Annotated in this window: 11 protein-coding genes; 4 read left to right on the top strand and 7 right to left on the bottom strand. The window is 39.7% G+C overall.

Going from position 1 to position 12,277, the window contains the following annotated elements:
- Position 1 precedes the first annotated feature (1 nt).
- The 4 genes from M992_RS13105 to M992_RS13090 all read right to left on the bottom strand — a co-directional run bounded on the left by M992_RS13105 (position 2) and on the right by M992_RS13090 (position 4,798).
- Positions 2-1,150, bottom strand: coding sequence for an ABC transporter permease (locus M992_RS13105; RefSeq protein WP_053909006.1), 1,149 nt, complete (start codon positions 1,148-1,150; stop codon positions 2-4).
- Positions 1,147-2,895, bottom strand: coding sequence for an ATP-binding cassette domain-containing protein (locus tag M992_RS13100; protein WP_053909005.1), 1,749 nt, complete (start codon positions 2,893-2,895; stop codon positions 1,147-1,149). The genes M992_RS13105 and M992_RS13100 overlap by 4 nt, the downstream gene beginning before the upstream one ends.
- 9 nt (positions 2,896-2,904) lie before the next feature.
- On the bottom strand, positions 2,905-3,906 hold the full coding sequence (hlyD, locus tag M992_RS13095; RefSeq protein ID WP_053909004.1) for a secretion protein HlyD: 1,002 nt from the start codon (positions 3,904-3,906) through the stop codon (positions 2,905-2,907).
- A gap of 151 nt (positions 3,907-4,057) precedes the next feature.
- Positions 4,058-4,798 carry a CerR family C-terminal domain-containing protein gene (locus M992_RS13090; protein WP_082335442.1) on the bottom strand — a complete coding sequence of 247 codons (741 nt, stop codon included), beginning with the start codon at positions 4,796-4,798 and terminating at the stop codon, positions 4,058-4,060.
- Positions 4,799-5,104: 306 nt separating this feature from the next.
- On the opposite strand from M992_RS13090, the gene rhlE reads away from it, so the two are divergent.
- From rhlE to M992_RS13075, 3 genes are all read left to right on the top strand, one after another.
- The gene (rhlE, locus tag M992_RS13085) at positions 5,105-6,436 is read left to right on the top strand and encodes an ATP-dependent RNA helicase RhlE (protein ID WP_174721783.1); all 1,332 of its coding nucleotides are present in this window, start codon (positions 5,105-5,107) and stop codon (positions 6,434-6,436) included.
- Entirely contained in the window at positions 6,437-7,369 is a 933-nt protein-coding gene (gene dusC / locus M992_RS13080) for a tRNA dihydrouridine(16) synthase DusC (protein WP_053909002.1), read from the top strand.
- A 321-nt stretch (positions 7,370-7,690) separates the two neighbouring features.
- Positions 7,691-7,939 carry a GlsB/YeaQ/YmgE family stress response membrane protein gene (locus tag M992_RS13075; RefSeq protein ID WP_047255694.1) on the top strand — a complete coding sequence of 83 codons (249 nt, stop codon included), beginning with the start codon at positions 7,691-7,693 and terminating at the stop codon, positions 7,937-7,939.
- Between the two features lie 105 nt (positions 7,940-8,044).
- Here M992_RS13075 and sseA read toward each other — a convergent pair whose 3' ends face one another.
- Positions 8,045-8,884 carry a 3-mercaptopyruvate sulfurtransferase gene (sseA, locus tag M992_RS13070; RefSeq protein ID WP_053909001.1) on the bottom strand — a complete coding sequence of 280 codons (840 nt, stop codon included), beginning with the start codon at positions 8,882-8,884 and terminating at the stop codon, positions 8,045-8,047.
- A 282-nt stretch (positions 8,885-9,166) separates the two neighbouring features.
- A complete protein-coding gene (locus tag M992_RS15155) occupies positions 9,167-9,376 on the bottom strand; it encodes a hypothetical protein (RefSeq protein WP_134473731.1) in 210 nt (69 codons plus the stop codon).
- Positions 9,377-9,565: 189 nt separating this feature from the next.
- Between M992_RS15155 and dinG the strand changes: the two genes are divergently transcribed.
- On the top strand, positions 9,566-11,677 hold the full coding sequence (dinG, locus tag M992_RS13065) for an ATP-dependent DNA helicase DinG (protein ID WP_053909096.1): 2,112 nt from the start codon (positions 9,566-9,568) through the stop codon (positions 11,675-11,677).
- A 75-nt stretch (positions 11,678-11,752) separates the two neighbouring features.
- Here dinG and M992_RS13060 read toward each other — a convergent pair whose 3' ends face one another.
- Positions 11,753-11,971 carry an alkylphosphonate utilization protein gene (locus M992_RS13060; protein WP_053909000.1) on the bottom strand — a complete coding sequence of 73 codons (219 nt, stop codon included), beginning with the start codon at positions 11,969-11,971 and terminating at the stop codon, positions 11,753-11,755.
- Positions 11,972-12,277: the final 306 nt, after the last annotated feature.

Here is a 12,277-nt window from a genome sequence, read left to right as displayed (position 1 = left end):
ATCAATCCAGACGACGCCGTGTTTTCCACGCCGTTAATCCGATGAATAATATCGCCGAAGCAATCAATAATAAGATATCCATCAATAACACAATGTAGATATCCCCCGCTAAAAATAGAGTTTGTAGACTGCTAACAAAATAACGGGCAGGAATGAAATAGGTTACGGCTTGAATAATGGCCGGCATGCTGTCAATCTCGAAAATAAAGCCAGATAACATAATCGCCGGTAAAAATGCGGCATTTAATGCCACCATCGCTGCATTAAATTGATTGCGGGTTAGGGTAGATATTAATAACCCCATTCCGAGCGCTGTCGCGAGATAAAGACTAGTTATAATAAACAGTATCCACAGTGAACCTCGATAAGGGATATCTAAAACAAATACAGTAACTAGCATACAGAGCAGCATGACCAGAGAGCCAAGAAATTGATAAGGCAGTAATTTAGACAACAATAATTCGCTGCGAGTCACTTGGGTAGATAATAACGCTTCCATGGTACCGCGCTCCCATTCTCGGGCGATAACTAACGAAGTTAAAATAGCACCGACTACAGTGATAATAATGCTAATGGCACCGGGAATAATAAAGTGTTTGCTAATTGCTGCCGGATTAAACCAATATCGCATATCAACGTCAATTAATGGTGATGTTGAATACCCTTCATTTTCACCCTGTTGAATCCGCCATGTTTGCCAGACACCTTGTGTATAGGCTTGTACAAAATTTGCCGTATTGGGTTCACTGCCATCGGTAATAACTTGAATTTCAGCATGCCCATCAGTGCGTTGTAATTGTGCAGCAAAATCAACGGGAATAACTACAATGCCGCGAATTTCACCCGCCTGCATTTTATCGGTTAATGCTTGTCGATTATCACTAATAGTAGCATCAATAAAGGGAGATCCCGTAAACGTATCCACTAATTCTCGAGCGGATTGGCTTTGTTGATCCATCAAGATGCCGACTTTTAAACGGCTAGAATCTAAGTTAATTCCATAGCCGAATATAAACAGCAGCATTAATGGAATAACCAACGCAATTAATGCACTGCTAGGATCACGCAGAATTTGCTTAGTTTCTTTAACGCATAGCGCTTTGAGTCGCCGCCATGAAAAATGCACATTATTAGCTTGTTGAAGGCTCATTTTTCTGCCTCCTGCAACGTTTTATCGTAATTTAATACCAGTTCAATAAAAGCATCTTCCATTGATGGGTCAGGATTTTCCTTACTGGCCACTTGCTGTTTTAGTTCATCCGGTGTGCCAGCAGCAATAATTTTACCGCGGTAAACTAAGCCTATACGATCACAATATTCGGCCTCATCCATAAAATGAGTCGTAACCATGACTGTCACACCTTTATCCACCATTCCATTGATATGTAACCAAAATTCACGCCGAGTGAGTGGGTCTACTCCAGAAGTTGGTTCATCTAAAAAAAGAATATCTGGTTCATGCATTAATGAGCAAGCTAAGGCTAATCGTTGTTTAAACCCTAAAGGTAACTCATCGGTTAGTTGTTTTAGCATCGGGGTTAAATTAAAGGCAGTGACCATGTCATTGATTTTTGCTGCTTGCTGGTGACCTTTTAGCCCATATACGCCCGAAAAGAATTTGAGATTTTGCCCTACATTTAGATTGCCATACAGAGAAAACTTTTGCGCCATATAGCCTAAATGTTGGCGCGCTTTATCTGAGCTGGTTTTTAAATCCATTCCTAGCACCAACGCATGGCCTTCGGTGGGTTTCATTAACCCGCACATCATTTTAAACGTAGTTGATTTTCCCGCTCCATTGGGACCGAGTAAGCCAAAAATCTCCCCGCGCTTAACCTGAAAATCGACATGATCTGTTGCTGCAAAATCACCAAATTTTTTGGTTAAGTTGCGTGCTTCTATTACTGTTTCATGCGGTGCAGGAGGGATTTGCGGCATGATTTCAGCTAATTCTGAACGATGCGACGGCCCGCCACCAAGGAGATCAATAAATGCATCTTCAAAACGCGGTTCGGCATCAATTAGCTGGGCTTGAGGCATCTTTAGTGCTTGTAAAAGAGCCGATTTATCGGCGTCGGGGCGTAAAATAAGCCGAACATAACGGCCTTGAATAACGCCATCTGTGGTCTCTGGCAACACTAAAGCATTTTGTAAGGTGGCACGTCGGTACTGGGCGGGAATATCTAAAAGATAGGATCTGCCAGCCATTTTTTGAGTGAGTTGTTTTGGCTGCCCGGTATATAATAACTGCCCTTGATTAAGTAGTAGCACCTCACGGCATTGTTCTGCCTCATCTAAATAAGAGGTGCTCCATAAAATTAACATCCCTTCATCGGCCAGTGAATGCACCATTTGCCATAATTCTTTGCGGGCTATGGGATCGACACCTACGCCTGGTTCGTCTAATAACAGAACTTTAGGTTTACCTAATAGGGTACAAGCGAGGCCTAATTTTTGTTTCATTCCACCGGACAATTTTCCCGCTAAACGTTGAGTAAAACGAGTTAAATCGGTAAATGATAATAATTGTTGATAAGTTTGTTTACGTTCTTGCCCGACTAGCCCACGCAAATCTGCATATAAATCAAGGTTTTCTTGTACGGTTAGATCTTCATATAGACCGAATTTTTGCGGCATGTAACCCAGATTTGCACGTAACTGCACGCCATCAGTAATTGGGTCTAGCCCCAAAATATCTATGCTACCGTGATCGGGCTTTAATAATCCGGCGAGCATGCGGATCAGCGTGGTTTTCCCTGCACCATCAGGCCCAACAAGCCCAGTGACTGAACCGCCAGTAATCACCGTATTTAGCTTAGCGACCGCAGGCGAAGCTAATCCCTTAAAGTTTTTTTCAATATTGTGTAGCCGAATTTGGTAGCTTGTGCCCGCCATAATGACTCCTTATTGTGCATTATTAGCATCAGTAAAGCGCAGTGTCACTGGCATTCCTTGCCTTAAAGCATCGTCGGGATCATCAACAATAACACGCAAGCGATAAACCAAATCCGTTCTTAAATCCGGTGTTTGCACACTTTTGGGCGTGAATTCGGCAGTAGGTGAAACAAAGCCAATTTGACCATGATATGGGGTATCAGGGCGATTGTCGGTATACAATAAGATTTTACGCCCTGGGATAGCCTGGCCAAGATTAGGTTCGCTAATATAGGCTCTTACCCATACAGGGTGGGTGAGAGTAACAGTAAATACTGTATTTCCTGGGGCTAAAATAGTGCCCGGCTCAATTGCTCGCGTCAACACGGTTCCCGCAGATGGGGCGACTAATTGTGCATCCGCTAAATCAAGCTCGGCTTGTGCAACCGCAGCTTCAGCTTGCTGCCATTCCCCACGTGCAGCTTCAATTTCTTCGTTTCTAAACCCAGATTGATATTGATTAAGTTTATCTTGAGACGCTTTAAGTGCTGAAAGTGCTTGATTACGATTGTTTTTTGCATCGTCGAGCGTATTTGCGGAAATCACTCTCTGCGCCCATAAGCTTTGTTGTCGTTTATAAAAGCTATCTGCATATTGCCATGCAGCTTGACGTTGCGCGACCTCAGCTTCGACTTGTGCGATTTCTTGGATTCGATAGCCACTTTCCATCATGGTCAATGTCGCTTTCGCGCTATCACGAACGGCTTTGGCTTTGTTTAATGCATTGATGTAAGGCTTGTCGTCTAATTTCCCCAGTAATTGGCCGGTAGTGACTTGGTCGCCTTCATCGACATTTAATGCGGCAAGTTTACCGCCAACACGGAAACTAAGGTTAACCGTTCTGACATCCACATTGCCGTATAATATTAATGTTTTGGGCTGTTGTGATTGATAGAAATAATAACCACTCAGCGCAATACCGATGAATATAACAATAATTAGAATGAAAATTGAATTGCGTTTATTGTTCATTGCTAACCTTAGTTTTCAGAAAATCAGGCTAAATCCCTAGTCTATTGAGTGGCCGGCATTATGAACAGCACGTAATACGCGGTATGAGTCAGTATAGTCAAGGGATCGTTGATAAAACAATTTAAATCATAATGTATATTTATCAATCATATCACTTTTCTGCGTTCTTGCGATGGCGTAATCCATTTAATAATATGCTGGTGTGTTGAATTAAAACTTGATTAATAATTTTGTATTCATCTTCATTAATATGCTGCCAACCTGTTTGCCGTAACAGTGTTTCTCGAGCAATACGAAATGATAAAATTTCTCCTAAAATGGCATGAGTATGGATTAAGGTAGATAAATCAGTGGGATCAGCCTCAATATATATTGCAATGAGTCTATTCAAACGTGAATGAATAGGGCCTAATGCTTGCTCGTGGATAATGGTATAAGCCTCAGTTGGATTAAGTTGTTCCCGAGCTAAAATTCGTGAAAAGCTGAGATTATTTTTCTCTAATTGAAAATAGTTATAATCCATTAAGGCTTGCTGAATTAACTTAAGTGCTTGTTCAGGAACTTTATTTTCATTTGACTGTAATAAATACAAATCTATTTCATGGAGTAGTTGACTAAACGTGGATTTAATCGAATCGGCAATAAGTTGTGCAACAGCGAGATAAAGTCCTTCTTTAGAACCAAAATAATAAGCGATAGAGGCGATGTTTTGACCAGAAATTTGTGATATTTTTCGAGTTGTTGCCCCATCAAGACCTAGTTCACCATAGATATCAGCAGCAGCTCGTAATAATTGGTATTTAGCGTGTTCACCTCTAGCTGTTGATACTGTAGTTGGAGTCGTTGCGGCGGACGATCGGGATATGATTGAATCTGATGTTGTAGCTGTCATAGTTGTTCCTCAAATAAAGAATAAAAAATTAACCATGCCTATACACTGACTCTCCGGTCAGATTACTGATATTGAAGGCATAATTTGATTGCTTTTAGCGTCAAATAGTTATTAATGCGATATTTATGTCATTTTATATTAATTTAGATAATTAACTAAATTAATATTCTTGTTATCTGCTAATGGTGTTAGAATTAATCTCTCTTATGCTTGGCAGTTTGCGCTTTTATCCATTTTTATGTGATCCTTCCCCATTGAACTGCATCTGATTTATCAGAGTGGCGAAGTCTGGAGTACCTTATTTTGATTAGTTTTGATTCTCTCGCATTGCACGGAGATATTCTGCGTGCACTTCATGAACAGGGCTACGAAGCCCCAACCCCTATTCAGCAAGAAGCAATTCCTGCCGTTCTTGCTGGCCATGATGTGCTCGCAAGTGCCCAGACAGGAACCGGAAAAACAGCAGGTTTTACACTGCCTATCTTGCAAAAATTGATTGAAAATACTGACGTCCCGAAAAATCGTCGTCCAGTACGTGCTTTAATTTTGACACCAACTCGTGAGCTTGCTGCTCAGGTTGCTGAAAGTGTTAAAGAATATAGCCAACACTTAAAAATACGCTCATTAGTGGTTTTTGGTGGTGTTAGCATTAACCCTCAAATGATGAAACTCCGCGGTGGCGTAGATATTCTAATCGCGACCCCTGGACGTTTATTAGATCTCGAACACCAGAATGCGGTGGATTTATCCAAAGTAGAAATTCTGGTATTGGATGAAGCAGACCGTATGCTTGATATGGGTTTCATCCATGATATTCGCCGTATCACCAGTAAATTACCGGCGAAACGACAGAATTTATTATTCTCGGCGACATTTTCGGATGAAATCAAGCAACTGGCGAATAAAATCTTACATAAGCCAGTGACGATTGAAGTAGCCCCACGTAACTCAGCTTCATCACAAATTGAGCAATTTGTTCATTTAGTTGATAAGAAAAGAAAAGCTGAATTATTATCTTATATGATTGGCCGCGATAACTGGCAGCAAGTGCTGGTATTTACTCGGACCAAACATGGTGCTAACCGCTTAGCTGAAAATCTTAATCATGATGGGATTAAATCTGCGGCTATCCACGGTAATAAAAGTCAAGGCGCTCGTACCCGTGCACTGGCCGATTTTAAATCGGGCCAAATACGAGTATTAGTAGCAACCGATATTGCTGCTCGTGGTATCGATATCGAACAATTACCGTATGTCGTAAATTACGAGTTGCCAAATGTTCCCGAAGATTATGTGCATCGTATTGGTCGAACTGGCCGTGCGGAATCTACCGGTAAAGCAGTTTCATTAGTGTGTGTCGATGAAGCTAAATTATTGAAAGATATCGAACGCTTATTGAAAAAACCGATTCCACGTATGGAAACCCCGGGATATGAACCCGATCCTTCTATCAAAGCTGAGCCCATTATTAATGGCAAACAGCGCGGTAGAACAGAACGTGTTGCATCAAAACCTCGTGGTGCAAATCCACGCAGCTCAAATTCTCCATGGGGGAATGGACAGTCTCGTCCAGCAAGCCCATCAGGAAATAAAAAAATGAGCATGCCTAGACGTAAACCTCGGAGCAGTGAAGCATAAATGCGTGTTTTGCTAGCGCCCATGGAAGGAGTTTTAGATTCTCTGGTTCGTGAGTTATTAACTGAAGTTAATGACTACGACTTGTGTATCACGGAATTCGTTCGTGTTGTCGATAGCTTATTACCCGCAAAGACATTCCACCGTATTTGTCCTGAATTAAATCACAATAGCAGAACCTCATCGGGAACCTTGGTGCGGATTCAGCTATTGGGACAACATCCGCAATGGTTGGCTGAAAATGCCAATCGAGCGATTGATTTAGGCTCTTACGGTGTGGATTTAAATTGTGGATGCCCCTCCAAAACAGTTAATGGCCATGGTGGTGGTGCCAGTTTATTAAAAAATCCTGAACTGATTTATCAAGCTACTTTGGCGATGCGCAGTGCGGTTCCTCAATCCTTACCTGTTTCAGTAAAAGTTCGCTTAGGATGGGATGACCATTCATTAAGTTATGAAATTGCTGACGCAGTTGAACAGGCTGGAGCGACGGAAATTACTGTCCATGGTCGAACAAAAGAAGATGGCTATCGTGCTGAACGCATTAATTGGCAGGAAATTGGAAAAATTCGTCAGCGATTATCCATTCCCGTGATTGCTAATGGCGAAATTTGGGATCATGCTAGCGCTAAACAATGCATGGAAGTAACAGGCTGTGATGCAATTATGATCGGTCGAGGTGCATTAAACACACCCAACTTGAGTCGAGTTATTAAATTTAATCACTCTAAAATGGATTGGGCTGACGTGATGCAGATATTACGCAAATATACCCAGTTAGAAAAACGTGGGGATTCTGGTGATTATCATATGGCGAGAATTAAACAATGGCTCGGTTATTTACGTAAAGAATATACGCAAGCTGATGTATTATTTAGTGAAATTAGAGCACTAAAAACATCACATGAAATCAATCAAACAATCTTAAGCTATTAATTTTTAAGTGATATTAATACGATAAAACAGTATTCCACTTTATATCTTTATATTTATAGTTATTTTATATTTTTCAATTACCCCATATATTAATTCCACATTAGATGCTCATTATTGGAGCGATTAGCTATTATTAGTAGATATTTATTTACTAATCAGCCAATATCTTATTATTTTCAGATTCATCTAGTCATAATTTTACGCTGTAAATTTGCAAAATATGCATATTAAAGCTTTAATTACTAAGTGTTACGGATGAATACTTGCAGTAACTATTTTAATAGCAATTACTTATTTTAAATAACTAACCGGAGGTTAATGATGGGTGTTCTTTCCTGGATTATATTTGGTCTAATAGCGGGTGTACTTGCTAAATGGATTATGCCTGGAACCTACCATTTTGGCTTTATAATGACGACTGTACTGGGGATCGTCGGTGCTGTTGTCGGGGGATACATTAGTACTTTCTTCGGCAAAGGCAAAGTTGATGGCTTTAATTTCGGTAGCTTTATTGTTGCAGTTATTGGTGCTATCGCTGTTTTATTCTTAGCTGGTGTATTTTCAAGCTAAAAGCTGTTTTTTTGATTAAAAGTGATACTAATAGATTAAATATGCCCCTAATAGATAAATATCAGGGGCTTTTTTATAGTTATTAGCTGTGTTTTATGCCCAACATTATTGCTCTATAGGCAAACCGTTATCTTGCCCCCAATCGGCCCAAGAGCCATCATAAAGTTGTACTTGATCATTGCCTAATAATATTAATCCTAATAAAACAACAGCAGCAGTCATTCCTGAGCCGCAGGTAGTTACTGAAGGTGCATCAATATCTACTTGTTGTTGCTTAAATATCAAAGCTAATTGTTCGGGGGATTTATATCGACCATTTTCTACCAATAGGTTCCAAGGCACATTTTTACTGCCAGGAATATGCCCCATTCGTAATCCGGGACGAGGTTCAGGTGCTAAGGCTTGAAAACGGTCTGCAGAACGTGCATCAATTATCTGTTTATTGGCTTTCTTAACGATATCAATTATATCTGCTTGTGAAAGTGCACTATTAGATTGTTTAACGGCAGTAAATTTTTGAGCCGGTAGCGCGGATACTTCACCAGAATCAACTGAAAAACCGGCCAATTTCCAGCCGGCGAGTCCTCCAGCAAGGATTTTAACCTGATGACAGCCAAATGTTTTAAATGTCCACCAAGCACGCGGTGCAGCAAATAAATTACCTTGGTCATAAATGATCACTTGAGTTTGAGAGCCGATCCCCATTTTACCCACGGCATCACTAAAGGTTTGTTCATCTGGCAACATATGCGGAAGAAGGCTTTGGGTATCGGCAATTTCATCTTGATGAAAAAATTGAGCGCCAGGAATATGTTCAGCAAGCCATAATTGACGACAATCCGCGGGTGCTGTTGGAGGTGAAGAAGAGGCATCCAGAATAATAATATCCGGATTATATAAATTGGCATGTAACCATTCTGGGGTTACAAAATAATTTTGGTACATAAATAAAGCTCCTTATCCATTCCAGCCGTTGCATGCAGATATTTTATTTATATATCATCATATCTCACTATATTTGAACATAGTTTTATTAGAGTAAAAAACTGATGAGCCATCGGAGATACCGACGGCACACGGGTTTTTTTTATTTCGCGATATGAGCCTTAATGTGCAGTAGCCGGATATAATCTCGGTGGTATAAAAGTATAAGTGGTGCAAACTATACGTCGTGAAAGTATTAGAATGGAAATAATATCAATAAAAACCAGTAAACCAATAAAAAGGCTAGTGTTGGTTGGGCGCAGGCAATATAGAGGGCTGTTCCGCTTGTGACGGTTGTTGTTCAATTGGGGTAGTTGAACGAGTATAGATATTCATACCAGCAAGCATTGTTCCACCAATTGAGGCGAGAGCACAGAGAGCGAAAAGGGCAATAAATACTTTTTTCATCAGCAGACCTAAAATAAAAATAAAGTATGAGTATATCGTTATCATTGTTACAAACAAGTTAATCCGCTGACTTTTTAAGATGCCATAGATAAATTGCGAATGGGCGCGTGAATTTATGGCATAATGGTTTTTAATACAGTAGTTTTGCGTGATTCTGAGCAGAAATTACTTCTTATCTTCTTAATTGAGAACGGTATATACCATTCTATCAATATTGAATATTCAACGAGTTCTATGCCTCTTTCCGGAAAAGTTAAAGATCAGATAACCGAATGGTATAAAGGGTTATCACAACAGATAGACGGATTTATCCCTCGTGCACCTCAGCGCAAAATGATAGCTGAGGTCGCTAAAACGTTTGCCAGTGAAGAAGGACGTCATCTGGTGATTGAAGCACCAACTGGAGTAGGAAAAACACTTTCCTATCTGATCCCCGGTATTGCGGTTAGCCGTGAAGAACAAAAACCTTTGGTGGTGAGTACGGCAAATGTGGCATTACAAGATCAAATTTTTAGTAAAGATTTGCCATTACTTAAAAAAATTATTCCCGATCTTAAGTTTACCGGTGCATTTGGTCGTGCTCGTTATGTTTGCCCACGTAATATGGCGGCGATTTGTGCTGCTGAGGGTGAACAAATTGATTTAATGTTTTTGGTTGAGGATAAAGCTGAAATTGCCAGTAGCGAAGAGCGTACATTGTGCCAGCAACTGCGAAACGATTTTCACAGTTTTGCATGGGACGGATTGCGAGATCATTATAAACGCTCTTTAAGTGACAGTTTATGGCGCAAAATTAGTACGGATAAAATGAATTGTTTGGGGCGAAATTGCCAATATTATCAAAATTGCCCGTTTTTCTTGGCTCGTCGAGAAATAGAAAATGCAGATGTAATTGTTGCTAATCACGCCTTGGTTATGGCTGCGATGGAAAATGACTCAGTATTACCTGAAGCTAAAAATTTATTGCTAGTTTTAGATGAAGGGCATCATATTCCCGATGTCGCACGTGATGCATTAGAAGTCGAAGCTGAAATTACGCTGCCCCATTTATTGGCGCAATTGGACAGTTTTACCCAGCATGTTAGTCAATATGTTGCACAATTTCAGCCCGCTAAGCCACCAAAATTAAGTGATCCCCATAAGTTACACGATCATGCAGAAAAATTACGTAGTAGTTTTAATGAATTATCGATGTTAGCTAATGCTTTTTTGCCAGAAACCAGTGCGGAGAATGAATATTTATTTGCTCTTGGTCAACTACCTGAAACATTACAGAATTGTTGTCAGTTATTATTTCGGTTAACTGACAGTTTTCGTGGCTTAGCAGAAGCAATATTGAATGATTTAAATGAACAAACGGCGAAGCAAGATATTGTTCGTTTACATCGAGCTATTTTATTGACGAGTCGCTCTGTCGGTTATTTTGAAAATATGGCTAAATTATGGCGCTTAGCGGGTTTAGAGCAAGCCTCGGGGGCACCGGTATCAAAATGGTTAAGCCGACGTTATGAAAAAAATCAATCTCGCATTTTCTTCCATTGTGCCGGCATTCGAGTGAGTGATCAGTTAAATCAGTTACTATGGCGAAAAATACCGCATGTGGTGGTGACTTCTGCCACGTTAAGATCGCTTAATAGCTATTCTCGCTTACAGGAATTAACTGGATTATCTGAGCATAGCGATGACCGTTTTATTACTTTAGATTCTCCCTTTGATCATGTTAATCAAGGAAAATTAGTTATTCCTAAAATGATTAATGAGCCAACAATTCATAATGAAGCAGAACATTTAAAGGAGATGGCAACCTATTTTCGCGCATCATTAGCGCAGGGCGAACATCGTGGGATCTTAATGCTATTTAGTAGTCAACGGGCGATGGAAGGCTTTCTAACGCATGTGACCGATCTACGATTACAATTATTAGTGCAGGGCGATCAACCCCGTTATCGCTTAGTCGAAACTCATTGTCAGCGTATCGATGAGGGCCAAACCAGTGTATTGATTGGGCTACAATCTTTTTCCGAAGGACTTGATTTAAAAGGTGATTATCTAACTCAAGTGCATATTCATAAAATTGCTTTCCCTCCTATTACCAATCCGGTCATTATTACAGAGGGTGAATGGTTGAAATCACTTAAGCGCTATCCTTTTGAAGTACAGAGTTTACCTAGCGCATCATTTAGCTTAATACAACAGACTGGGCGTCTTATTCGTAGCCATCATTGTCATGGTGAGATAGTTATTTACGATAAGCGGTTAGTGACAAAAAATTATGGGAAGAGATTATTAAATTCGCTGCCTATTTTCCCGATTGAGCGAGCTGAAATACCGAAACCTAAAGATTGAGTCTGTTAGGATAAGTTAAAATAAAAAAGATGAAAAAAATTAGCTAAATAGTTTTTTTCATCTTCATAGAAACAGTTATACTTTTTTCAGGAACTCGGTTTTTAATACCAATCCCTTAATTTTATCCGCATTACATTCAATCTCGCCTTCACGATTAGTCAGACGAATATTTTTGATCGTTGTTCCGCGTTTTAATGTCTTAGATGTACCTTTTACTTTTAGATCTTTGATTACCTGTACGGTATCACCATCATTTAATACTGCGCCATTGCTGTCTTTAACGTCGAAATCCATTGATTTAATCCTTAAGCTTTGAATGGTTAAATATTGATTATAAACAAACTTAGTTGTTTTATAAAGCTTAGGAAGGAAAACTTATTAATAAGCACTATTTATATCACTATTGATGATTTTGTATGATTAAAATTAGCGATGAAAGATAATAAAATAATTCAGAATAGAGCGCTAGATTCACTAAAATTCGACCATCAGATCTGGGTTATTATTTTAAAGCTAATAAAATTCACTGAGTAGGCTATTTATATGCGTTCTGCTCTTATATCGTTACATCTGCTTTATCCAAGAAAAAGCCACACTAAA

This window comes from Moellerella wisconsensis ATCC 35017 (genome assembly GCF_001294465.1).
GTDB classification, from domain to species: Bacteria; Pseudomonadota; Gammaproteobacteria; order Enterobacterales; family Enterobacteriaceae; genus Moellerella; species Moellerella wisconsensis.
Note: the sequence above shows the minus strand (reverse complement) of the source record. Positions and strands in the feature narration are given on the sequence as shown.

Bases quoted from the DNA above. Each gene is read 5' to 3' on its own strand.
- M992_RS13105 (WP_053909006.1), bottom strand. From the start codon at position 1,150: ATGAGCCTTCAACAAGCTAATAATGTGCATTTTTCATGGCGGCGACTC.
- M992_RS13100 (WP_053909005.1), bottom strand. From the start codon at position 2,895: ATGGCGGGCACAAGCTACCAAATTCGGCTACACAATATTGAAAAAAAC.
- hlyD (WP_053909004.1), bottom strand. From the start codon at position 3,906: ATGAACAATAAACGCAATTCAATTTTCATTCTAATTATTGTTATATTC.
- M992_RS13090 (WP_082335442.1), bottom strand. From the start codon at position 4,798: ATGACAGCTACAACATCAGATTCAATCATATCCCGATCGTCCGCCGCA.
- dusC (WP_053909002.1), top strand. From the start codon at position 6,437: ATGCGTGTTTTGCTAGCGCCCATGGAAGGAGTTTTAGATTCTCTGGTT.
- M992_RS13075 (WP_047255694.1), top strand. From the start codon at position 7,691: ATGGGTGTTCTTTCCTGGATTATATTTGGTCTAATAGCGGGTGTACTT.
- sseA (WP_053909001.1), bottom strand. From the start codon at position 8,884: ATGTACCAAAATTATTTTGTAACCCCAGAATGGTTACATGCCAATTTA.
- M992_RS15155 (WP_134473731.1), bottom strand. From the start codon at position 9,376: ATGATAACGATATACTCATACTTTATTTTTATTTTAGGTCTGCTGATG.
- dinG (WP_053909096.1), top strand. From the start codon at position 9,566: ATGCCTCTTTCCGGAAAAGTTAAAGATCAGATAACCGAATGGTATAAA.
- M992_RS13060 (WP_053909000.1), bottom strand. From the start codon at position 11,971: ATGGATTTCGACGTTAAAGACAGCAATGGCGCAGTATTAAATGATGGT.